Below are 21839 nucleotides of genomic sequence, written 5' to 3' on the forward strand. Positions count from 1 at the left end.
TCCTGGACCGTCGGTGGTTATGGATCCCGGGTTCCGCTGCGCGGCCCCGGGATGACGCGGAGGGTGCAAGATCTGTCGTGCAATCGGAAACATTCCTGAACTGCACGCCTCCACCGCCTCGCGTTCTCAAACATAGATCTCAGTTCCCCTCTCCCGTGTGGGAGAGGGGCCAGGGGTGAGGGTGCTACGTCTCCGCGTAAAACTCGGATCGTTCCGGTCCCGGCACCCCGATCAGTGCTTGATCCTGAACCATCTCCACCCTCACCCCTACCCCTCTCCCACTCGGGAGAGGGGATCCCGCGATCATTCCTGATCCCGGGACGTGGACGGCATCCGCCTTCCGCGACCCCTCGCGCCCCCGGAGGGCGGCATGAACCTCTCCAAATTCTTCATCGACCGCCCGATCTTCGCGGGCGTGCTCTCGGTGCTCATCTTCATCGGCGGATTGCTGTCGCTGTTCGCGATGCCGATCTCCGAGTACCCGGACGTGGTGCCGCCCTCGGTCGTCGTCAGGGCGACCTTCCCAGGCGCCAACCCCAAGGTCATCGCCGAGACCGTCGCGACGCCGATCGAGGAGCAGATCAACGGCGTCGAAGGCATGCTATACATGTCGAGCCAAGCGACGACGGACGGCATCATGACGCTGACCGTCACGTTCCGCCTCGGCACCGATCCCGACAAGGCGCAGCAGCTGGTGCAGAACCGCGTCTCGCAGGCCGAGCCGCGGCTGCCGGCGATCGTGCGCCAGCTCGGCATCGTCACGGTGAAGTCCTCGCCCGACCTGACGATGGTGGTCCACCTCGTCTCGCCGAACGGCCGGTACGACATGACGTACCTGCGCAACTACGCGGTCTTGAACATCAAGGACCGGCTCGCCCGCCTCGACGGCGTCGGCCAAGTCCAGCTCTTCGGCTCGGGCGATTACGCGATGCGGATCTGGCTCGACCCGCAGAAGGTCGCCGAGCACGGCCTCTCGGCCGGCGACGTGGTGCGGGAGATCCAGGCCCAGAACGTCGAGGCGGCCGCCGGCGTCATCGGCGCCTCGCCGGCGATCCCCGGCCTCGACCTCCAGCTCTCGCTCAACGCCGAGGGGCGGCTCACCAGCGAGGAGCAGTTCGGCGACATCGTGGTCAAGACCGGCGAGAACGGCGAGATCACGCGCCTGCGCGACATCGCCCGGATCGAGCTCGGGGCCTCGGACTACGCTCTCCGCTCGCTCCTCGACAACAAGTCGGCGGTGGCGATCCCGATCTCGCAATCGCCCGGCTCGAACGCGATCCAGATCTCCGACGAGGTCCGCCGGACCATGGCGGAGATCAAGACGACCATGCCGGAGGGGATCGATTACCAGATCGTCTACGACCCCACCCAGTTCGTGCGCGCCTCGATCGAGGCGGTGATCCACACCCTGCTCGAGGCGGTGGCCCTCGTCGTCCTGGTGGTGATCCTCTTCCTCCAGACCTGGCGGGCCTCGATCATCCCGCTGCTCGCCGTGCCGGTCTCAATCGTCGGCACCTTCGCGGTGATGCACGCTTTCGGCTTCTCGATCAACGCGCTCAGCCTGTTCGGCCTCGTGCTCGCCATCGGCATCGTCGTCGACGACGCGATCGTGGTGGTGGAGAATGTCGAGCGCAACATCGAGGCCGGGCTGTCGCCGCGCGACGCCAGCTACCAGGCGATGCGCGAGGTCTCGGGGCCGATCATCGCCATCGCCCTGGTGCTGGTGGCGGTGTTCGTGCCGCTCGCCTTCATCAGCGGGCTGACGGGCCAGTTCTACAAGCAGTTCGCGCTGACCATCGCGATCTCGACCGTGATCTCGGCGATCAACTCGCTGACCCTGTCCCCCGCCCTCTCGGCCCTGCTGCTCAAGGACCACCACGCGCCGAAGGACCGGCTCACCCGGGTCCTCGACACTCTGCTCGGCTGGTTCTTCCGCCGCTTCAACCGCGCCTTCGGCTGGGCCTCGGACGGCTACGGACACGGCGTCGGCGGCGTCATCTCCCGCAAGGGCGCGATGATGGTGATCTACCTCGTCCTCGTCGGCGTGACCGCGATGCTGTTCCGCCAGATCCCCGGCGGCTTCGTGCCGGGCCAGGACAAGCAGTACCTCGTCGGCTTCGCGCAGCTCCCCGACGGCGCGACCCTCGACCGGACCGAGGAGGTGATCCGCAAGATGAGCGAGATCGCCCTCAAGGAGCCCGGCGTCGAGAGCGCGGTCGCCTTCCCCGGCCTGTCGATCAACGGCTTCACCAACTCGTCGAATTCGGGGATCGTGTTCTCGACCCTCAAGCCCTTCGAGGAGAGAAAGGATCCGGGCTTGAGCGGCGCCGCCATCGCGATGTCGCTCAACAAGAAGTACGCCGCCATCCCGGAAGCCTTCATCGCCATGTTCCCGCCGCCGCCGGTCAACGGCCTCGGCACGATCGGCGGATTCAAGCTCCAGATCGAGGACCGGGCCGGCCTCGGCTACGAGGCGCTGAACGAGGCCACGAAGGCCTTCCTCGCCAAGGCCGCCCAGGCGCCCGAGCTCGCCGGCCTGTTCTCCAGCTTCCAGATGAACGTGCCGCAGCTCTTCGCCGACATCGACCGGACCAAGGCACGCCAGCTCAAGATCCCGGTCACCGACGTGTTCGACACCCTGCAGATCTATCTCGGATCGCTCTACGTCAACGACTTTAACCGCTTCGGCCGCACCTACTCGGTCCGGGTCCAGGCCGACGCACCCTTCCGCGCCCATTCCGACGATGTCGGCCAGCTCAAGGTGCGGGCGGGCTCGGGCGAGATGGTGCCGCTCTCGACGCTCCTGCGCGTGCGCCAGACCGCCGGGCCCGAGCGGGCGATGCGCTACAACGGCTTCCTCTCCGCCGACATCAATGCCGGTGCGGCGCCGGGCTTCTCGTCCGGCCAGGCGCAGGAGGCCGCCGCCCGCATCGCCGCCGAGACCCTACCGCGGGGCTTTGCCTTCGAGTGGACCGACCTCACCTACCAGGAATTCATCGCCGGCAATTCGGGGGTGTGGGTGTTTCCGCTGGCGCTGCTCCTCGTCTTCCTGGTGCTGGCGGCGCAGTACGAGAGCCTGGCCCTGCCGCTGGCGATCCTGATGATCGTGCCGATGGGCCTGCTCGCGGCGATGACCGGGGTCTGGCTGTCGTCGGGCGACAACAACGTCTTCACGCAGATCGGTCTGATCGTGCTGGTCGGGTTGTCGGCGAAGAACGCGATCCTGATCGTCGAATTCGCCCGCGAGCTGGAATTCGCCGGCCGCACGCCGGTCCAGGCGGCGATCGAGGCGAGCCGCCTGCGGCTTCGCCCGATCCTGATGACCTCGATGGCCTTCATCATGGGCGTCCTGCCCCTCGTCACCGCCACGGGCGCCGGCTCGGAGATGCGCCGCGCCATGGGCGTGGCGGTGTTCTCCGGGATGATCGGGGTGACCGCCTTCGGGCTCTTCCTGACCCCGGTCTTCTACGTGCTGCTGCGGCGGCTCAGCGGGAACCGGCCGCTGAAGCAGCATGGTGGGCACGAGGGAGTGGCGGAGGGGCGCGTGGTCGAGGCGGCGTGAGGGGGAGGTCGCCGGTGGCGCCATCGGGCGGCATCGTCAACGGCGCATTGACCGTGGTGTCGTCACACGCTGCCAGCAGCGCTGGTTGTTCGAGACACGCAAAGCTGTACGGGAAAGGAAGAGGCGCCGGTCCCCCCTCTCCCGTGTGGGAGAGGGGCCGGGGGTGAGGGTGACACGGTTCAGTATGAAGCGCGGTGCGTGGTGCTGGCAGCTCAACAGTCGGAGTTTACTCCGGCACCGTGTCACCCTCACCCCTACCCCTCTCCCACACGGGAGAGGGGATCCCGCGCTTGATCTTGAGAGGGATTTGCCTCGGGCAACACCACTCAACAGTTATCACCGCCCCTTGCAGCGGCTCCGCAGCAGCTCCAAGAACTCCTTCTCCGAGCCCTGGACCTGGGCCAGGCGCTCGCTGCGCTCTCCCCCTGAGAGACACCGCCCATAGACGGTGGCGGCGCGGCGCATCGTGTCGACGTGCTGGCGCCAGCCGCGGCAGCGGTCGGCCTCGCTGTCGCCGACGGTCTCCAGGCGCTCGATCGCCATCTTCTGCGAGGATTGCGCCACCAGGAGGTCGCGGGCGCAGGTGCCGTCGGTGGCGTGGGCGCCGCCGGCCGCGACGACGAGGAACGCCGCCGCGCAGAGAGCAAGTCGCATGGTCACGCCGCCTGGGCGGGAGATTGGGTCAGGAGGGCGTAGAGCGCGTCGGCGTCGCGGGCGGCGCGGATGCGGTCGATGATGCCGGGCTCGCGCAACACCCGGGCGACCCGGGCGAGCGCCTTCAGGTGGTCGGCGCCGGCGCCCTCGGGGGCGAGCAGCAGGAAAGCGATGTCGACCGGCTGGCCGTCCAGGGCCTCGAAATCGACCGGGCGCTCGAGACGGGCCATCAGGCCGAACAGCGTGTCGAGCCCCGGCAGCTTGCCGTGCGGGATCGCCACGCCCTCGCCGATGCCGGTCGAGCCGAGGCGTTCGCGCTGGAGCAGCGTCTCGAAGATTTCGCGCTCGTCCAGGCCCGGCAGGTGGCGGGCCGCCTGGGCGGCCAGCTCCTGCAGAACCTGCTTCTTCCCCTGCGCGCGCAGCGCCGGGAGGACCGCCTCCGGCTTCAGGAATTCCAGCAATGGCATCGAGACCGCTGCCTCATCGGCGGGGAGCGCGACGGGCGCCCCGCACTTGTTCCAGGACCGGAGGCCTTCCGCGACAGGGGGTTAGACCTGCTCACGGAGTGCCGCGTTCCGGCGGATCGATCCAGCCGATCGCGCCGTCGCCCCGACGATATACGACGTTGACCCGCTCGGTTCCAGCGTGAACGAAGACGAGAACGGGGACACCGGTGAGATCGAGCTCCACCACCGCCTCGCTCACCGTGCGCCGATGCAGGGTGCGGGTGCTCTCGGCGATGATCGGCGGGTGCTCGCCGGTATCCTCCTCGGGCGATTCCATCACCGAGTAGGCCGCCTCCATCACGGCGGTGTCGTCGCTCCGCAAGGCCCCGTTTCCGAGGACGCCGTCCACCGCCGCGCCCTTGGCGTGGCCGTTCGGATGGGCCTTGAGGCGATGCTTGTAGCGGCGCAGGCGCTTCTCGATCCGCTCGGCGGTCTGGTCGAAGCTCGCATTCGCGTCGTGGGCGGCGCCCGACGCCTCCAGGGTGATGCCCGAGGGCAGGTGCAGCACGCAGTCGGTGCGAAAGGCGCTGCCGTCCCGACCGACCGTCACGTGGCCGTGATAGGCACCGTCGAAGTACTTGGCGAGGGCCGCGGAAATCCGCTCCTCCACCCGGGTTCTCAGGGCCTCCCCGAGATCCACGCCACGACCCGACACGCGCAACGCTGCCATCAGCTCCCTCCGGTCTCGTCGTTCGTCGGCCCTTGCTCCGGGGACGTCTCCGGCGCCAGGGCCAGCCCTCAAGAGCTAAGAACGCCGGGACGCGAAGTCAACGAAGCCGGCTCAGTTGCGGCAGCGGAAGCGTGGCCGCTGCGTTCAGCGCGCCGGCATCGCCGCGCGCTCGCGCCGGCGCTCGATCGAGGACGGGATGCGCAGGGATTCCCGGTACTTCGCCACGGTACGGCGGGCGATGTCGACGCCCTCGCCGCGCAGGCGCTGCACCAGGGCGTCGTCCGACAGGACGTCGTCGGCGGTCTCGCCGTCGATGAGCTGCTTGATGCGGTGGCGCACCGCCTCCGACGAATGGGCCGCCGCGCCCGCCGCCCCGGGGATCGCCGCGGTGAAGAAGTACTTCATCTCGAAGGTGCCGCGGCTGGTGCCGATCGACTTGTTCGAGGTCACCCGCGAGACGGTGGATTCGTGCATGCCGATCGCGTCGGCGACGGTCTTCAGGTTGAGCGGCCGCAGGTGGGCGACGCCGTTGACGAAGAACCCGTCCTGCTGGCGCACGATCTCGCTCGCCACCTTCAGGATGGTGCGGGCGCGCTGCTCCAGGCTGCGGGTGAGCCAGTTGGCGGTCTGGAGGCATTCCGACAGGAAGGCCTTGTCGGTCTCGGTCGCCGCCCCGCGCGAGACGGTGGCGTAGTAGCTCTGGTTGACCAGGACCCGCGGCAGCGCCTCGCTGTTGAGCTCGACCAGCCAGGAGCCGTCGGGGGCCGGGCGCACGAACACGTCCGGCACCAGCACCTCGACCGGGCCGGCGCCGAAGGCGCGGCCGGGCTTGGGATCGAGGCGGCGCAGCTCCGCCAGCATGTCGGCAAGGTCCTCCTCGTCGACCCCGCACAGGCGGCGCAACCCCGAGAAGTCGCGCTTGGCGACGAGGTCGAGGCGCGAGACCAGCGCCTGCATCGCCGGATCGAACCGGTCCTGCTCGCGCAGCTGGATCGCCAGGCACTCGGCGAGGTCGCGGGCGCCGACGCCGGAGGGATCGAAGCCCTGCACGATCCCCAGAACCCGCTCGACGACGGCCAAGGCGACGCCGAGGCGCTCGGCGAGGGCGGAGAGATCCTCGCGCAGGTAGCCGGCCTCGTCGATGGCATCGACCAGGAAGCCGCCGACTAGGCGCTCGACGGGGTCGCGAGTGGCGATGTCGAGCTGGGCCGCGAGGTGGTCGTGCAGCGAGGATTCGGCGGTGAGCGTTGCCTCGAAATCCGGCGCCTCGCCGTCGAAGCTGCCGCCGCTGCCGCTCCACGGCGCCGGGGTGAGCGACAGCCCCTCCCCTGCCGCCGCCGGCGCCTCGCGGCCGACCGGGCCATCATCCGGAAACACGTTGTCGAGGCGGGTGCCGAGGTCGCTCTCGATCTCGCTGCGGCTCGGATTGAGGTCGTGGGCGAGCCAGGGCTCGGCCGCCGAGTCTCCGTCGAATCCCGCGCCGTCGAATCCCGCGCCGTCGAACCCGTCGCCGTCGCCGCCCGAATCGGACGCCTCGCCGCGGGAGTCGCCCGGCTCCGGCGCCTCGGTCTCGGCCCGCTCCAGGAGCGGGTTGCGCTCCAGCTCGGCATCGACATAGGTCGCGAGGTCGAGGTGGGACAGTTGCAGAAGCTTGATCGCCTGCAGGAGTTGCGGCGTCATCACCAGGGCCTGGCCCTGGCGCATCTCGAGCCGTTGCAGCAATCCCATCAGCCAGCCCCGCCATGCGACGCCCCGGCTTCGCCCGAGGTCGGCACAAGTCTTGCTTCAGACATCTGACAGCAGCTTTAAACCGAAGCGGGTCACGCGTCAAAGCGATCGTGAGGGGGCGGTCGGCTGCCCCCGAGGGTGCCGCAGGGCAGGGCCGGGTGCCAGTGGAAAAGAGCCCTCCCTCTCAAGAGGGGGCGGATCGACGCAAGGTCGCTTGAATCTGCAAATTTTTTGACAAGTGAAGATCGCGAAAATCCTTGAAACCACTATTCCGCGATTATCTAGATCGCATCCGATCGCAGCGTGACACGGCACACGCTATGGAAGGACTCCATGCCGCCGGACGGTCCTTCATAAGCCACTCCCCTTTCCCGGACGACTGGAGCGTCAGCGGAAGGATATCCGGGATCCAGTAGAAGACGCACCGCGAAGCGACTCTGTATGCTGCAACACCACAGACATACGGTTACTTCACGATTTCTTGTGCTGGATCCCGGACCTTCTTCCACTTCGTTTCAACCGTCCGGGAAAGTGGGAGCGCCATGATCGATGCACGAGATTCTTGATTTCGTAGCATTGTCTCCCATGGAGCGGCATCCGCTTCGTCGGAGAAAAGACTCTACAGCCGGAAATCCTCGCCCAGGTACAGCCGCCGCACGTCCTCGTTCGCCACGATCTCGTCGGGCGTGCCCTCGGTAAGGATGCGGCCGGAATGGACGATGTAGGCCCGGTCGATCAGGCCGAGCGTCTCGCGCACGTTGTGGTCGGTGATGAGCACGCCGATGCCGCGGCCCTTGAGGTGCATCACCAGCTCCTGGATGTCGCCGACCGCGATCGGGTCGATGCCCGCGAAGGGCTCGTCGAGCAACATGAAGGAGGGCGAGGAGGCGAGCGCCCGGGCGATCTCGCAGCGCCGCCGCTCGCCGCCCGAGAGCGCGATCGAGGGCGACTTGCGCAGGCGGGTGATGTTGAACTCCTCGAGCAGCGAATCGAGCTTGCGCTCGCGGGTCTTGCGGTCGGGCTCGACCACCTCGAGCACCGCCCGGATGTTGTCCTCGACGTTGAGGCCGCGGAAGATCGAGGCCTCCTGCGGCAGGTAGCCGATGCCGAGGCGCGCCCGTTGGTACATCGGCAGCCGGGTGATCTCCTGGCCGTCGAGGCTGATCGTGCCGCGGTCGGCCGAGACCAGGCCGGTGATCATGTAGAAGATCGTCGTCTTGCCGGCGCCGTTGGGGCCGAGCAGGCCCACCGCCTCGCCGTTGCGCACGGTCAGGCCGGCATCGTGCACGACGGTGCGGGCGCCGTAGCTCTTCTTGAGCCCGGCCACCGCCAGGATGCCGGGCCCGCCGAACCCGTCGGCGGCGCCGTCCTGCTCCACCGCCAGGCCTTCGGCCCGGCGTCCGCGGCCGAACAGGCGCCCGAGGCGCGAGACGGCCCGGGGGGCGGGCATGGCAGGCGTCTGGGTTGCGTGCGCTTGCAGGGGCAGGGCGGAGGGAAAGGTCACGGGCTCACTCGCGAAGGATGCCGGAGGTCCGGCGCCCCGCCGCGTCGGCCTGATCCGCCCCAGGCGGCCGTGCGGCGGGTGAACGGCGCCGGTTTAGCCGAAGCCGGGCCCCGGCCGCAACGCGCGCGAGATCCACTTCGTGTTCTGGAACACACCGCCACAATGCGCTTACAAAGTCGTTCATCCGACTCCTCCCGCCCGGACGGCCCGATGCTCTCGCTCCTCGACCTCTGCGCCCGAATCGATGCCGGCCATCTGACGCCCGAGGGGGCGGTCGGCCTCGTGCGCGAGGCGATCGCGGCCCGCGAGCCGGAGATCGGCGCCCTGGTCTGCGTCGATCCCGCCCCCGCCGTCGCGGCGACGGGCCCGCTCGCCGGCATCGCGGTCGGGATCAAGGACATCATCGACACCGCCGACCTGCCGACCCGGATGGGCTCGGAGATCTACGAAAACTGGCGCCCGAGGGCCGACGCGCCGGTGGTGGCGCGGCTGAAGACCCTCGGCGCGGTGCCGCTCGCCAAGACCACCACCACGCCCTTCGCCTTCCTCGACCCCACCGCGACCCGCAACCCGCATAACCCCGGGCACACCCCCGGCGGCTCCTCGGCGGGATCGGCCGCCGCGGTGGCGGCCGGGATGCTGCCGCTGGCGCTCGGCACCCAGACCGGCGGCTCGATCATCCGCCCGGCGGCGTTCTGCGGCGTCGTCGGGGTCAAGCCGTCGTTCCGGCTGCTGCCGACGGTGGGGGTGAAGTGCTATTCCTGGGCCCTCGACACGCTCGGCCTGTTCGCAGGCAGCGTCACGGATGCCGCCCACGCGCTCGCGCTGCTCGCCGACCGGCCGGCCATCGCGCGCACCGGCGATGCCGGCGCGCCCCGGATCGGGATCCTGCGCCAGGAGTTCTGCGCCGCCCCCGAGCCGGAGGCGGAGGCAGCGCTGGCCCGGGCAGCGCGCGCGGCCGAGGGGGCCGGCGCGACGGTCCGCGACCTCACCCTGCCGGCCCCGTTCGGCGAGGCCTTCGCGGCGCACGGCACGATCCAGGACTACGAGGCGCGCCAGGCGCTCGCCTGGGAATACGCCGCCCACCGCGACGCCCTGCCGCCGCGCCTGCGCGCCGCCCTCGACGCGGCGCAAGGGGTCGAGACCGCGGCCTACGACGCCGCCCGCCGCACCGCCCACCACGCCCGCCGCAGTCTGAAGGACGTTTTTTCCGAGAGCGGCTGCGATGTGCTCCTGACCTACGCGGCGCCGGGCCCCGCGCCGGCCGGCCTCGACCAGACGGGCGATTCGCGATTCAACCGGCTCTGGACCCTGATGGGCGTGCCCTGCGTCACCCTGCCGGTCGACCGGACCTCTACCGGCCTGCCGGTCGGGGTGCAGGTGATCGCCCGGTTCGGCGACGACGGCCGGGCACTCGCGGCGGCGGGGCTGATCGAGCGGGCGTTGCGGGAGTAATACCAACGGTCGTTGAAAACGACCTTTCGTTCCGTTCTCGAATTTTCGCCAAGCGAAAGGCCCTGGACGTCTGGGCTTGGCATCGGAAATTCGAGATGGATCAATGGCCCGATGCGTCAACATCTCGGGCCATTGGTATAAAGGCTTACGCCGCCGCCGACACCCCTCCACCGGCCGCCCCGGCTCCCGGCAGCGCTCCCACCGGACAGGGCCGGCCGAACAGGAAGCCCTGCAGCTCGTCGCAGCCCGCCTCGCGCAGGATCGCCGCCTGCGCCTCGGTCTCGACGCCCTCGGCCAGCACGATCATGCCGAGCGCCTTGCCGAGACCGACCGTGGCGCGCACGATCTCGATGCTGCCGGCCTCGTCGCCCGCCCCCTGCCCGAGGCCCTGCACGAAGCAGCGGTCGATCTTGATCTTGTCGAAGGGGAAGCGGCGCAGGTAGCTGAGGGACGAGTAGCCGGTGCCGAAATCGTCCATCGCCGTGCCGATCCCGAAGGCGCACAGGCGGTGCAGGATCGCCAGCGTGGCCTCGTCGTCCTGCAGCAGCACCGATTCGGTGATCTCGAGTTCGAGCCGCTCGGGCGGCAGGCCACTCGCCGCGAGGGCCCCCATGACCTCCTCGACGAGGCTGTCGCCGACGAACTGCGCCGGAGAGAGGTTCACCGCCACCTTGATGTCCGCCGGCCAGGCGGCGGCGTCGGCACAGGCCCGGGCGAGGGCCCAGGCGCCGAGCCGGCGGATTTGCCCGGTCGCCTCGGCGATCGGGATGAATTCGCCCGGGCTGACGAACCCTTCGCGCGGGTGGCGCCAGCGCAGCAGCGCCTCGCGGGCGCGCAGGCCCGACCCGTCCGCGGCGACGATCGGCTGGTAGTAGAGGTCGAGCTGCCCCTCGGCGAGGGCGACGCGCAGGTCCGCGCCGAGCTGGCGGCGGCGCTGGAGGTCGGCATCCATCGCCGGGTCGAAGAAGCGCCAGCCATTCCGCCCCGAGGACTTCGCCTGATAGAGGGCGACATCGGCCCGGCGCAGGAGCTCGGCGGTGGTGAGGCCGGGCTCGTCCGTCATCGCGAGGCCGATCGAGGTGCCGATGCCGACCTCGTGGCCCTGGACCTCGAAGGGCCGGCGCAGCAGCTGCACGATCCGCTCGGCCAGCGCCGCCACGCCGGCCGGGTGCGAGGGCGCGCAGCGGATCACCGCGAACTCGTCGCCGCCCAGGCGCCCGACGAGCGCCGTGGCGCCGACCGCCTCCTGGAGCCGCCGCGCCACGAGGCACAGGAGTTCGTCGCCGACCGGGTGGCCGTGGGTGTCGTTGACCTCCTTGAAGCCGTCGAGGTCGAGGCAGAGCACGCTCACCACCTCGTCGGCGCCGCGCTCCGCCAGGACCGCGTCGAGGCGCTCCTGGAGCTGCGTGCGGTTCGGCAGCCCGGTCAGGGCGTCGTGGCCGGCCATGTGGGCGATGCGCGCCGCGCTACGGCTGCGCTCGGTCACGTCCTCGTGGGTGCAGACCCAGCCGCCGCCGGGAATCGGCACGTGCACGACCGCGATGGCGCGCCCATCGGGGAGATCGCAGGTGAAGCTCGTCGGCGTCCCGCCGGCGGCGATGCGGGCGCAGGACTCCACCAGCGGGATCGCCAGCCGCCCGGCCGCGCCGAGATGTCCGAGCAGCGCGGAGAGCGGCGCGCCCGGCCGGCGCAAGGCCTCCGGCACGGCGTGCATCTGGGCGTAGCGCGCGTTCATCACGATCAGCCGGTCGTCGCGGTCGAACAGGCACAGGCCCTGAGTCATGTGGTCGAGGGCGACGCCGAACTGTGCGTGCTGGGTGCTGAGCTCCCGCTCGGCGCGCGCGCGCATCTCGGCGGCGGCGCGGGCGGCCTCGGCCTGCACCAGCTGCGCCTGCGCCCGCACCTGGCGGAAGGCCAGGAACACCAGCCCGCCGAGGCCGAGATCGAGCAGCAAAGCGGCCGCGCCGACGAGCCAGGCCTGCCGGCGCCACCCGGCGAGGCTCGCCTCCGCCGTGCGGCTGACGCTCAGGAGCATCGGGTAGCGTATCAGCGTCCGGCTGGCGATGATGCGGTCGCGCCCGTCGATCGGGCTGGCGGTGCGGATCACCCCGCTGGTCATCTGCTTCTGCGCGACGCGGGACGCGCCGACTCTCGCGAAGACCTGCCCGACGCTGCCGTCGTGCTGGGGATGGCGCACCAGGAGCGTCCCGTCGTCGCGGAACACCGAGATCACGTCGTTCGGCGTCGGGGCGATCGTCCGGTAGAGCCGCTCGAAATAGCCGAGCTCGACCGCGCCGAGCACCAGGCCGAGGAAGGTCCCGTCCGGGGCCCGGACCTTGCGGGCGATGTAGATCGTCCACACCCCGTCGCCGCGGTTCTGCACCGGCCGGCCGATGAAGCGGTCGAGGGCGGGATCGGCCGCCAGGGCCTTGAAGTAGTCTCGGTCGGCGATGTTGACCGTCGGGATGGGCCAGTAGCGGCTGAAGTTCAGGAGGTTGCCGCGGCGGTCGATCACCGTGACGGCGTTCACCTGCGGCAGGGCGGCGATGCGGGTCTTGAGCGCCTCGTGCAGCGCCTCCCGGCCCGCGAAGGCGGCGTAGGCCTCCTCGCTCGCCACCTGCGCGGTCCGGGCCTCGGCGATCACCGTCTCCTGGACCAGCTCGATCGATTGCAGCGCCCGGTCGGCTTGGTCGGCGAGAACGGTGGAGAGGCCGATGAGGCTGCGCTCGGTCTCCGTGATCGCCTGCTCGTGCAGGTTGCGGACCAGCAGTCCCGCCGCAGCGGCGATCATCGCCGCCAGCAGCCCGGCGGAGGCCGCCACCATCCGGAAGGAGCGGCGGCGCGGGGCCCCGGTGGGCCGCAGGATCGAGGTCGTCGGGTCCACAGCTCTCGTCTGGTCGAAGCGGATGCGTAGAGGCGACGTGTATGCGGCGGGGCTTAAGGAGCGATGAAGCCGCGGGCTGCAATCGGACTTTGCCGAGGGAGAGGCCGAGTATAGGACCGGGCCTCGATTTCAAGGGTGTGGGAATTGTTTCGCTTCGGTCGCAACCGGACGGCGGCACGCAGGATGCGACGGTCGTCCCCGCACGAAGGAATACACCGTGGCAGCCCCGATGCGGCGGCTTCACGCGCCGCCGGGCGTTGGCGGACAGAATTCCCATGAATACCGGGAAGCAGTCCAGTACCAGGACATCGGTTCCGCTGCGTTCCGATGAAGCGTGACCGTGGCGGGCGAGGTCGATGCGGGCTGCAAAGGCGTTCGGCGTCTCTCGGACTCGACTTGCCGCCCCGATGTGCCGCCGCCGCTACAACCCGCCGTCGCGGAACCGGTACCAGGCGACCACCGCCGAGGCGTAGAGCCGGTGCAGGCGGTGCAGCGGCAGCGGCGCGATCGGCGTGGGGGCGAGGGGCAGCGCGTCGGCATCGCCCCGGGCGAGATAGGCGGCGATCGCCTGGCCCATGCGGGTCTGGAGGCCGACGCCCCGGCCCTGGCAGCCGATATCGACGAGGAGGCCGGGCTCGGGCGTGTGCAGGTGGGGCAGGTAGTCCCGGGTGACCGCGACCCGGCCGCACCAGCGGTGGTCGAAGCCGATGCCGGCGAGCTGCGGAAACAGTTTCGGGACGATCCGCTCCAGATGCGCCCAGTCGCCCTGGCCCCGCGGCTCGCGGAACGGCCCGCGCCCGCCGAGCAGCAGCCGGCCGGTATGGTCGAGGCGGAAATAGAGCAGGAGCTTGCGGGTGTCGGAGGAGACCTGGCCCTCCGGCAGCACGCTGCGGCGCAGGTTGTCGGAGAGCGGCGTGGTCGCGACCTGGAACGAGTTCGCCGCGATGATGGTCTGGCGGAGATTCGGCCACAGGTCGCGCGAATAGCCGTTGGTGCAGAGCACCACCTGCTCGGTGGTCAGGCTCGGGCCGGCCTTCGTCCGCACCGTCCAGGTCGCACCCTGCCGCGACAGGCCGGTGACGGGCGTGTCGGTGTGGATCCGGGCGCCGGCGGCCAGCGCGGCGCGGGCGAGGCCGCGGGCGTAGGAGAGCGGCTGCACCGCGCCGCCGCGCCCGTCGAGCCAGCCGCCGCGGTAGCGCTCGGAGCCGATCAGCCGGTCGGTCTCGGCCTTGTCGAGGAGGCGCGCCGGGGCGCCGCGGCGCGCCCATTGTTCGGCCCGGCTTTCGGCCTGGACCAGCCCCTCGTCGGTATGCGCGCCCTGGATCCAGCCGGTGCGGGTGTGGGGCACGTCCATGCGGTGCTTCGCGATGAGGTCGAACACCGCGTCGGCGGTGCCGGCCCCGAATGCAGCGAGGCGCTCGCCGCGCTCAGGCCCGAACAGCTGCACCAGCTCGTCGGGATCGTGCTTGAGGCCCGGGATCACCTGGCCGCCGTTGCGGCCCGAGCCGCCGAAGCCGATCTCGCGCGCCTCCAGCACCACGGGCCTGAGGCCGGCCTCGGCCAGGTGGAGCGCCGTCGACAGGCCGCAGAAGCCGCCGCCAATCACCACCACGTCGGCCCGGCCGGATTCCGTCAACGGCGCCGTCGCGGGCGGGGGGGCGGCGGTGGTGGCCCAGAGGGCGGGCCCCAGCGGGAAGGGTTCGGTCATGGGACGCTCGTCACAGCGGGTTCAGCACCCGCCTCAAAAAATCCTGGGTGCGGGGCTGCTGCGGGCGGCCGAGTACCTCGCGGGCCGGGCCCTCCTCGACGATCACGCCGCCGTCGAGGAAGAGCACCCGGTCGGCGACCTCGCGGGCGAAGCTCATCTCGTGGGTGACGACCACCATGGTCATTCCCTCCTCGGCGAGCCCGCGCATCACGCCCAGGACCTCGCCGACCAGTTCCGGGTCGAGGGCCGAGGTCGGCTCGTCGAACAGGATCGCGTCGGGCCGCATGGCGAGCGCCCGGGCGATGGCGACCCGCTGCTGCTGCCCGCCCGAGAGCTGTTGCGGATGGGCCTCCTCCTTGCCGGAGAGCCCGACCCGGGCGAGCAGCGCCCGGCCGCGCTCGGTAGCCTCCCGGCGATCCTCGCCCTTCACGTAGACCGGCCCCTCGACGACGTTCTCGAGCGCCGTGCGGTGGGGAAACAGGTTGAAGCGCTGAAAGACCATCGAGACCTGGACCCGCACGCCCCGGATCGAGCGGTGGCTGCGGTCGACCTTGCGGCCGTTCACGGTGATCGTCCCGGAATCGTAGGATTCGAGGCCGTTGACGCAGCGCAGCACCGTCGACTTGCCCGAGCCCGACGGCCCGATCACGCAGACCACCTCGCCCTTCGAGACCCTGGCGGTGATGCCCTTCAGAACCTGCAGCGCCCCGAAGGACTTGCGGACGTCGTCGAGCACGATCATCGCCGGCCGGCCTGCTTCTCGAAGTGGCGCACGATCAGGATCAGCGGCAGGCTCAAGGTCAAGTACATCAGCGCGACGAGGGTGAACACGCTGGTGTTCTTGAAGGTCGCCGAGGCGATGAGCTTGCCCTGGAGCGCCAGCTCCGCGACCGTGATGGTCGAGGCCTGCGAGGAATCCTTCAGCATCATGATCATCACGTTGCCGAAGGGCGGCAGCGCGGTGCGGAAGGCCTGCGGCAGCAGCACCCGTCGCATGGTCAGCCCCCAGCCCATGCCGATGGTCTGCGCCGCCTCGACCTGGCCCTTGTCGATCGCCTCGATGGCGGCGCGGAAATTCTCGGCCTGGTAGGCCGAGTAGGCCAGCCCCAAGCCCAGCACGCCCGCCTGCACCGCCGAGAGCGACAGCCCGAAATCCGGCAGCACGAAGTAGATGTAGAACAGCTGCACGATAATCGGGATGCCCCGGATCACGTTGATGAAGGTCGCGGCGAAGAACGACAGAGCGCGGATCCCTGAGACCCGCATCATCGCCCAGACGAGGCCGAGCGCGGTCGAGACCACGAGCGAGCCGACCGTGATCAGGATCGTCAGCCACACGCCCTGGAGCAGGATCGGCACGAACTCGCGGGCGTCAGACAGGAAGCTGTCCATGGAACCGGGCGATCCGCTCAGGACGGGTTCACGGAGGGCTGCAGGCCCCACTTCTCCAGGATCTTCGCCAGCTCGCCGTTCTCCTTGATCTTGGCCAGCCCGGCGTTGATCTTCGCGAGCAGCGCGGTGTCGTCCTTGCGCACGCCGATGCCGACCGAGCCGACGACCACCGGCTTGTACGAGGCGACGAGGTGGGCGTTGGGGAAGTTGCCGCTCTTGAGGTTGTAGGCGATGATCGGCGAATCGGCGAAGATCGCCTTGACCCGGCCGGCATTGACGTCGCGCAGCATGTCCGGGAACGTGTCGTAGACCTTCACGTCGGCGAACTGACCCGATTTCTTGAGCGCGTCGACGAAGGCGGTACCCACCTGCGCGCCCACCGTCTCGCCCTTGAGGTCGGCGAACGTGGTGTAGGCCTTGGTGTCGGCCTTCGGCACCACCATCCCCTCGCCGTAGGAATAGACCGGGCCGGAGAACGCGATCACCTCCTGGCGCGGCGGTGTGATGAACATCGCGGCCGAGATCGCGTCGATCTTCTTGGCGGTCAGTGCCGCGATCAGGGTCGAGAACTGGAACGGCTCGATCTGCACCGAGAAGCCGGCCTGCTTGCCGATGGCGGTGATCACGTCCACCATCACGCCCTGGATGGTGTTGGTCTTGGTGTCGAGGAAGGTGAAGGGGACGCCCGTCGGCGTCGAGCCGACCCGGACCGTCTCCTGCGCCAGGGCGGGACGGGCGAGGGCGCTCCCTGCGAGCAGCACCAGGGCCGCGCCCGCGGCCCGAACGAGACGCTTCATCCTGATCTCCCCTGCCGGCTTCCTGCGGCACTTCGGCGGTTCACCGCTCGAATTTCATTGACATGAACATCAGGCCATATTTCGCTGCCTGTCGCAATCGAATTTCATGCGCATGAAACAGGCGGCAGATCGACCACGAAACGGGCAAGGGAGCGGGCAAGAGAGCGGCCTTGCCGGCGGGCCAGTGGCGGCCGACCTCGCGGTCGGGCAGCGGCTGCGCGCCTTGCGGCAGGCGCGCGGCCTGTCGCTGAAGGCGGTGGCGGCGGCGACCGGGCTGTCGATTGGTTATCTCAGCCAGGTCGAGCGCGGCCTGTCCTCGCCGTCCCTGCGGGCGCTGACGCAGGTCGCCGACCTCCTCGGGGTCGGGATCAGTGCGCTGTTCGGCTCGGCGGAGGGCACTGAACCCGACGGGATCGTCACCCGAGCCGGCGAGCGGGCGGCGCTCACGCTCTGGCGCGCCGGCATCACCAAGCAGTTGCTGACGCAGGGCGACGGGGCTCTGAGCCTGTTCCTGATGCAGCTCGCGCCCGCTTCCGGGACCGGCGACGAGGCCCTGGTCCATGACGGCGAGGAGGCTGGGCTGGTGATGGAGGGCGCCCTCGTCCTCACGGTGGAGGAGACGACAGCGGAACTCGGGCCCGGCGACAGCTTCCGCTTCGCCAGCCGGCGCCCCCACCGCTACCGCAACCCGTCCCCCGACCGGATCGCCGTGGTGCTGTGGGTCAACGCCGTGCCGCAGGCGTGAGGGGCCGCGCGGTATCCGGTTTCTTCCCCTCCGAGGCATCTCTCGACGTCATCCCGGGTTCTCGCTTTTGGCGAGCCCCGGGATGACGTCGAGGGTATCAGGTTCGTTGGTCGTCTCCGGGGTGATCGGCATCGCCCGGGCGCTCGGCGTCGCCGTGATCGCCGAAGGGATCGAGACGCCCGAGGAACTGGCGGCGCTCCGCGAGGCCGGCATGACCCTGTTCCAGGGCTACCTGTTCGCGCGGCCGACGGTGGCGGCCCTGCCGGAGCTGAACCTGCCGGGGCTGCGGCAGGCGGCGTGACGCCCGGCGGGCCGCGTGGAGCCGGCCGAGGCCGCTAATCCAGGAACCGCCGCACGGTGACGCGCGAGACCACCGCGGTGACGATCGAGGCGATGACCCCGATCAGCACCACGCTGGCATAGCCGCGCCAGCCGATGGCGAAGCCGCCGAACAGGGCCTCGAGCTCGTCGCCCGCGGGTCCGGCGCGCCAGAACCGGGCGAGCGCGCCGCCGGCCCCGATCACCGCGAGCGCCGCGACGGCGCCGATCGCCCCGCCGCGCAACCCCAGGCGGAAGAAGCGGCGCTGGAACTCCCGGGCGATGAAATCGGCGTCGGCACCGACGAAGTGCAGCACCTCGACCACCTCGCGGTTGCCCGCCATCGCGCCGCGGGTCGCGAAGGTGACGGCGAGCCCGGTGGCGAGCAGCACCAGGGCCACGACCGCCACGCCGACGCCCACGACCGTGTTCGCCATGGTCGAGAGGCGCGAGAGCCACAGCGCGTGGTCGTCGAGGCTCGCGACCCCCGGCAGGGCCTCGGCGAGGCGCTGGCGCAAGGCGCCGAGATCGGGGGTGCTCGACCCCAGCCGCACGGTGATGAGACGCGGCACCGGCAGGTCGCCGAGATCGAGGCCGCTGCCGAGCCAGGGTTCGAGCAGGCGCTCGGATTCCGCCTTGGTGAAGGGCCGCGTCGAGGCGATGCCCGGGGTGTTGGCGGCGAGCGAGGCCGCCTTGGCGACGTCGGCATCGGTGTCGCGGCCCGGCGCCGGCCGGACCTGGATCGTCACCTCCTGCGCCACCGAGCCCTGCCACTGCGCCGCGCTCGAGGCGACGATCTCGGCGCCCCCGGCGCAGAGGGCGGCGAGGAAGGTCAGGATCGCGATCACCGCGGCGAGCGCCCGCCCGGCGCTGGTGTCGGTCGGCACCAGGGCCGCGTTGCGGCGCAAGGTGGGCGGCAGGTCGGGGCCGGGCGCCTCGCGCCGCGGCGGCCGCTCCAGGGTGGCTCCTTCAGACATGGTCTGCCTCCCCGCGGCTCCTACGATTTCCGAACGATCCGTTCGGAAATCGTAGGAGCAAGCCGGCGCGGCGCTTGAGCGAAGCCGGTTTCCGCATCGCGAAAGCGATCCGACAGGATCGCCTGGAGCGATCAATCGGAAACTGTATCATCCCTCGATCCGCAGGCGGTTGTTGCCCAGGACGAACCGGCGCGCGTCGACGAGGTCCATCAGGGCGAAATCGTGGGTGGCGATCAGCACCGAGGTGCCGAGGCGGTTGAGCTCGACGAACAGGCGCAGCAGGCGCCGGCCGAGCTGGGGGTCGACGTTGCCGGTCGGCTCGTCGGCGAGCAGCAATTCCGGCCGGGCGATCAGCGCCCGGGCGATTGCCGCGCGCTGCTTCTCGCCGCCGGACAGGAGCGGCGGCAGCACGTGCATGCGCTCGCCGAGGCCCACCCAGCGCAGGAGCTCCACCACCTCGGCCCGGTAGCTCGTCTCGGCCCGGCCCTGGACGCGGAGCGGCAGGGCAACGTTCTCGTAGGTCGTCAGGTGGTCGAGCAGGCGGAAATCCTGGAACACCACGCCCATGCGCCGGCGCAAGCTCGTCAGCGCGCCGCTCGAGATGCCGCTCACCTCCTCGCCGAACACCGAGACGAGGCCCCGGCTCGGCCGCACCGAGAGCAGGATCAGGCGCAGCAGCGTCGTCTTGCCGGCGCCCGACGGGCCGGTGAGGAACTGGAACGAGTGCGGCGCGATGGTGAAGCTGATGTCGCTCAGGATCTCGGGGCCGACCCCGTAGCGCATCCCGACATTCTCGAACCGGACCACCGGCTCGTCCATCCCGCCGAGCAGGCTGCTTCCGGTCCCCCGGTCCTTTCTCGCGTCCATCCGGTCTCCCTGCGCGCCGGTCGCCATGCCTGACCGGTCCTCATGTCCCGACCGGTCCCGATGTCCCGTGTCGCTCGATATCCCGCGTCGCTTGCCCGGGCCCGTCCGGCACGAGCGCCATGTCACCGCGAGGGCCCCGGCGATCCGCGCCGCTTTACCACGCATTAAGGCTGTCGCGGGAGGAGTCGTGGTCCGGCCCCGATGCCGCGCCCGACTGATTCGCCATGCTGATCGTCTGTCCCGCCTGCGCAAGCGAATATACGCTCGATTCCGAGCAGATCGGCCCGGCAGGGCGCACCGTGCGCTGCGCCGCCTGCCGCGAACCCTGGTTCGTCTCCGCCCCCACCGCGGAGCCGGGCCCCGACCTCTCGCCCCCGGGCGAGGCGGTGTTCTCCGCCGCCGGGACCGCAGCGCCCCGCCGGGCCGGGGCGCGGGCCGCGAAGGCGCTCGCCGCCGGGCAGCCGTCGCGCCGGCGCCTCGCCGGAGCGGCGCTGGCGGCCGCGGGCTTGGTTGCCGTCGTGCTCGCCCTGGTACCGGCGGGCCGAACCGGACTCGTGCGCGCCCTGCCCCAGACCGCCCGGCTCTATGCGGGGCTCGGCCTGCCGGTGAACCTGCGCGGCCTCGCCTTCCGGGACGTCGCCGCCTACCAGGTGCCGGACGCCTCCGGCAGCGGCCGCGTCGTGGTCGAGGGCGACCTGGTGAGCGCCGCGAGGGAGGCGGTGGCGGTACCGCCCCTGCGCCTCGAACTGCGCGACGAGCACGGCCAGGTCGTCTACCGCTGGACCGCCCCCGCGCCGCGGGACCGGCTCGAACCTGAGGAATCCGCCCGCTTCCGGGCCGAGCTGCCGAACGCGCCGGCCAGGGGGCGCGACGTGCTGGTCCGCTTTGCCGCGGTTGACAGCGGGGATTCTGCCGTCAGCCTGAGGGCTCCGACGAACCCCAAGTGAACCTGCCGAGACCAATGAACCCGCCCCTGCCCCGCGTCCGCGTCCTGTTCGACGAATCCGCCATCGCGCAGCGCAACGAGGAGATCGCCCGCGCCATCGCGAGCCAGCCGCTGGAGAACCTCCTAGTGGTTGCGGTGCTCAAGGGCAGCTTCATGTTCGCCGCCGACCTGATCCGGGCCCTGCACCGGGCGGGTCTCGCGCCGCAGGTCGAGTTCATCCACCTGTCGAGCTACCGCGCCGCCACGGTGTCGTCGGGCCAGGTGGCGATCCTGCGCGACGTCGAGAGCGAGGTGCGCGGGCGCGACGTGCTCTTGATCGACGACATCCTCGAATCCGGCCGCACCCTCGTCTACGCCAAGGACCTCCTGATGGCCCGCGGCGCGCGCCGGGTGCTCACCACCGTGCTGCTGGAAAAACCCGGCAAGCGCGCGGTGACGATGGACGCGGATTACGTCGGCTTCACCTGCCCGGACGTGTTCGTGGTCGGCTACGGGATGGACGTCGCCCACGCCTTCCGGCAACTGCCCTATGTCGGCCTCGTCGATTACGGCGACGGCGGGCCGGATCTGTTCGACAAGGTTTAGCGCGCGTTCGTGGTCGCCTCCGCGACGGCGGTGGGGTGGCATGGCGCTTTGCGCCTCAGGCGCTGCTGTGCGACGGCCTCGCCCGCGGCCCTGAGCAGATTCTGGCCTGCCTCCTCCTGAGCTTGTCGAAGGATCGTGCGGCACTGGAGCGTCGCGGCGACGGTCCAGGGGACGCGCGCCCGCCTGGGCGTTGAGACCCAGCGCCCGTGGTCGGACAAGGCGATCGCCCGGACCTCGCCCTGTTCTCGATCGTCACCCTGCCGGCCGCGCGTCCGCCCGGGTGCGCCGCAAGGTGGCGCAGGCCGCCCGGGACCCGAAAGCTCAACCCACCTTCTCGGAGGCCCGGGCCGGCCTGCGCCGGGCGGTCTGGCGCGAGCGGGCTTTGGCACCGTCCCGGTGCCGGCGGCACAGAACCAAACCTCGCTTCGACCCACCACCGCTCGGGGCTTATGCTATCTGCAACGCCGCCACGGGAGCAGCGGTCGACCACGCTCGGCGTGCAGGCGAAGGATCGCTTCCCGGCCCGCCTGCACGGCGTCGG

The 21839-nt window shown here is 70.6% G+C and carries 18 protein-coding genes; 6 read left to right on the top strand and 12 right to left on the bottom strand.

Going from position 1 to position 21839, the window contains the following annotated elements; translation table 11 throughout:
- The first annotated feature begins 370 nt into the window (after positions 1–370).
- The gene (locus ABZT49_RS12790) at positions 371–3562 is read left to right on the top strand and encodes a multidrug efflux RND transporter permease subunit (RefSeq protein WP_355286442.1); all 3192 of its coding nucleotides are present in this window, start codon (positions 371–373) and stop codon (positions 3560–3562) included.
- A 336-nt stretch (positions 3563–3898) separates the two neighbouring features.
- Here the strand turns inward: ABZT49_RS12790 and ABZT49_RS12795 are convergent, their stop codons facing one another.
- The 5 genes from ABZT49_RS12795 to lptB form a co-directional block, all read right to left on the bottom strand.
- Positions 3899–4216, bottom strand: a complete 318-nt coding sequence (locus tag ABZT49_RS12795) for a hypothetical protein (RefSeq protein WP_355286443.1) — start codon at positions 4214–4216, stop codon at positions 3899–3901.
- A 2-nt stretch (positions 4217–4218) separates the two neighbouring features.
- Positions 4219–4683, bottom strand: coding sequence for a PTS IIA-like nitrogen regulatory protein PtsN (gene ptsN / locus ABZT49_RS12800; protein ID WP_048451812.1), 465 nt, complete (start codon positions 4681–4683; stop codon positions 4219–4221).
- Positions 4684–4774: 91 nt separating this feature from the next.
- Positions 4775–5392, bottom strand: a complete 618-nt coding sequence (gene hpf, locus ABZT49_RS12805; RefSeq protein ID WP_355286444.1) for a ribosome hibernation-promoting factor, HPF/YfiA family — start codon at positions 5390–5392, stop codon at positions 4775–4777.
- Positions 5393–5536: 144 nt separating this feature from the next.
- Positions 5537–7120, bottom strand: a complete 1584-nt coding sequence (gene rpoN, locus ABZT49_RS12810) for an RNA polymerase factor sigma-54 (RefSeq protein WP_355286445.1) — start codon at positions 7118–7120, stop codon at positions 5537–5539.
- 619 nt (positions 7121–7739) lie between these two features.
- On the bottom strand, positions 7740–8570 hold the full coding sequence (lptB, locus tag ABZT49_RS12815; protein WP_355286446.1) for an LPS export ABC transporter ATP-binding protein: 831 nt from the start codon (positions 8568–8570) through the stop codon (positions 7740–7742).
- Between the two features lie 264 nt (positions 8571–8834).
- Here lptB and ABZT49_RS12820 point away from each other — a divergent pair, with 264 nt between their 5' ends.
- Positions 8835–10079 (top strand): amidase, encoded by a 1245-nt coding sequence (locus tag ABZT49_RS12820; protein WP_355286447.1) that lies wholly within the window; start codon positions 8835–8837, stop codon positions 10077–10079.
- Between the two features lie 145 nt (positions 10080–10224).
- On the opposite strand, the gene ABZT49_RS12825 is transcribed toward ABZT49_RS12820, so the two are convergent.
- The 5 genes from ABZT49_RS12825 to ABZT49_RS12845 all read right to left on the bottom strand — a co-directional run bounded on the left by ABZT49_RS12825 (position 10225) and on the right by ABZT49_RS12845 (position 16860).
- Positions 10225–12963 (bottom strand): EAL domain-containing protein, encoded by a 2739-nt coding sequence (locus ABZT49_RS12825; RefSeq protein ID WP_355286448.1) that lies wholly within the window; start codon positions 12961–12963, stop codon positions 10225–10227.
- A gap of 421 nt (positions 12964–13384) precedes the next feature.
- Positions 13385–14671: an FAD-binding oxidoreductase gene (locus tag ABZT49_RS12830; protein ID WP_355286449.1), complete on the bottom strand. Its 1287-nt coding sequence runs from the start codon at positions 14669–14671 to the stop codon at positions 13385–13387.
- Between the two features lie 10 nt (positions 14672–14681).
- The gene (locus ABZT49_RS12835) at positions 14682–15413 is read right to left on the bottom strand and encodes an amino acid ABC transporter ATP-binding protein (RefSeq protein ID WP_355286450.1); all 732 of its coding nucleotides are present in this window, start codon (positions 15411–15413) and stop codon (positions 14682–14684) included.
- Positions 15410–16063 (bottom strand): amino acid ABC transporter permease, encoded by a 654-nt coding sequence (locus ABZT49_RS12840; protein ID WP_109973670.1) that lies wholly within the window; start codon positions 16061–16063, stop codon positions 15410–15412. The genes ABZT49_RS12835 and ABZT49_RS12840 overlap by 4 nt, the downstream gene beginning before the upstream one ends.
- Before the next feature lie 17 nt (positions 16064–16080).
- A complete protein-coding gene (locus tag ABZT49_RS12845; RefSeq protein WP_355286451.1) occupies positions 16081–16860 on the bottom strand; it encodes an ABC transporter substrate-binding protein in 780 nt (259 codons plus the stop codon).
- A gap of 112 nt (positions 16861–16972) precedes the next feature.
- On the opposite strand from ABZT49_RS12845, the gene ABZT49_RS12850 reads away from it, so the two are divergent.
- Complete coding sequence (locus ABZT49_RS12850) at positions 16973–17605, top strand: cupin domain-containing protein (protein ID WP_407943495.1); 633 nt, start codon at positions 16973–16975, stop codon at positions 17603–17605.
- Positions 17606–17687: 82 nt separating this feature from the next.
- Positions 17688–17906, top strand: coding sequence for an EAL domain-containing protein (locus tag ABZT49_RS12855; protein WP_355286453.1), 219 nt, complete (start codon positions 17688–17690; stop codon positions 17904–17906).
- Positions 17907–17940: 34 nt separating this feature from the next.
- Here the strand turns inward: ABZT49_RS12855 and ABZT49_RS12860 are convergent, their stop codons facing one another.
- Entirely contained in the window at positions 17941–18900 is a 960-nt protein-coding gene (locus tag ABZT49_RS12860; protein WP_355286454.1) for an ABC transporter permease, read from the bottom strand.
- A gap of 147 nt (positions 18901–19047) precedes the next feature.
- The gene (ftsE, locus tag ABZT49_RS12865) at positions 19048–19767 is read right to left on the bottom strand and encodes a cell division ATP-binding protein FtsE (protein ID WP_355286455.1); all 720 of its coding nucleotides are present in this window, start codon (positions 19765–19767) and stop codon (positions 19048–19050) included.
- Positions 19768–19991: 224 nt separating this feature from the next.
- Here ftsE and ABZT49_RS12870 point away from each other — a divergent pair, with 224 nt between their 5' ends.
- Together ABZT49_RS12870 and hpt are read left to right on the top strand one after the other, a co-directional pair.
- Positions 19992–20714 (top strand): zinc-ribbon domain-containing protein, encoded by a 723-nt coding sequence (locus ABZT49_RS12870; protein WP_355286456.1) that lies wholly within the window; start codon positions 19992–19994, stop codon positions 20712–20714.
- Positions 20715–20728: 14 nt separating this feature from the next.
- A complete protein-coding gene (hpt, locus tag ABZT49_RS12875; protein WP_093570242.1) occupies positions 20729–21298 on the top strand; it encodes a hypoxanthine phosphoribosyltransferase in 570 nt (189 codons plus the stop codon).
- Positions 21299–21839 lie beyond the last annotated feature (541 nt).

The organism is Methylobacterium sp. EM32 (assembly GCF_040593685.1).
In the GTDB taxonomy this organism is placed as follows: Bacteria; Pseudomonadota; Alphaproteobacteria; order Rhizobiales; family Beijerinckiaceae; genus Methylobacterium.

What these genes read in the sequence shown, in the direction of transcription:
- hpf (WP_355286444.1), bottom strand. Translation starts at nt 5,392, where the DNA reads ATGGCAGCGTTGCGCGTGTCGGGTCGTGGCGTGGATCTCGGGGAGGCC.
- lptB (WP_355286446.1), bottom strand. Translation starts at nt 8,570, where the DNA reads ATGCCCGCCCCCCGGGCCGTCTCGCGCCTCGGGCGCCTGTTCGGCCGC.
- ABZT49_RS12860 (WP_355286454.1), bottom strand. Translation starts at nt 18,900, where the DNA reads ATGTCTGAAGGAGCCACCCTGGAGCGGCCGCCGCGGCGCGAGGCGCCC.
- rpoN (WP_355286445.1), bottom strand. Translation starts at nt 7,120, where the DNA reads ATGGGATTGCTGCAACGGCTCGAGATGCGCCAGGGCCAGGCCCTGGTG.
- ABZT49_RS12795 (WP_355286443.1), bottom strand. Translation starts at nt 4,216, where the DNA reads ATGCGACTTGCTCTCTGCGCGGCGGCGTTCCTCGTCGTCGCGGCCGGC.
- ABZT49_RS12850 (WP_407943495.1), top strand. Translation starts at nt 16,973, where the DNA reads ATGAAACAGGCGGCAGATCGACCACGAAACGGGCAAGGGAGCGGGCAA.
- ABZT49_RS12790 (WP_355286442.1), top strand. Translation starts at nt 371, where the DNA reads ATGAACCTCTCCAAATTCTTCATCGACCGCCCGATCTTCGCGGGCGTG.
- ABZT49_RS12845 (WP_355286451.1), bottom strand. Translation starts at nt 16,860, where the DNA reads ATGAAGCGTCTCGTTCGGGCCGCGGGCGCGGCCCTGGTGCTGCTCGCA.
- hpt (WP_093570242.1), top strand. Translation starts at nt 20,729, where the DNA reads ATGAACCCGCCCCTGCCCCGCGTCCGCGTCCTGTTCGACGAATCCGCC.
- ABZT49_RS12840 (WP_109973670.1), bottom strand. Translation starts at nt 16,063, where the DNA reads ATGGACAGCTTCCTGTCTGACGCCCGCGAGTTCGTGCCGATCCTGCTC.
- ABZT49_RS12870 (WP_355286456.1), top strand. Translation starts at nt 19,992, where the DNA reads ATGCTGATCGTCTGTCCCGCCTGCGCAAGCGAATATACGCTCGATTCC.
- ftsE (WP_355286455.1), bottom strand. Translation starts at nt 19,767, where the DNA reads ATGGACGCGAGAAAGGACCGGGGGACCGGAAGCAGCCTGCTCGGCGGG.
- ABZT49_RS12820 (WP_355286447.1), top strand. Translation starts at nt 8,835, where the DNA reads ATGCTCTCGCTCCTCGACCTCTGCGCCCGAATCGATGCCGGCCATCTG.
- ABZT49_RS12855 (WP_355286453.1), top strand. Translation starts at nt 17,688, where the DNA reads ATGACGTCGAGGGTATCAGGTTCGTTGGTCGTCTCCGGGGTGATCGGC.
- ptsN (WP_048451812.1), bottom strand. Translation starts at nt 4,683, where the DNA reads ATGCCATTGCTGGAATTCCTGAAGCCGGAGGCGGTCCTCCCGGCGCTG.
- ABZT49_RS12830 (WP_355286449.1), bottom strand. Translation starts at nt 14,671, where the DNA reads ATGACCGAACCCTTCCCGCTGGGGCCCGCCCTCTGGGCCACCACCGCC.
- ABZT49_RS12835 (WP_355286450.1), bottom strand. Translation starts at nt 15,413, where the DNA reads ATGATCGTGCTCGACGACGTCCGCAAGTCCTTCGGGGCGCTGCAGGTT.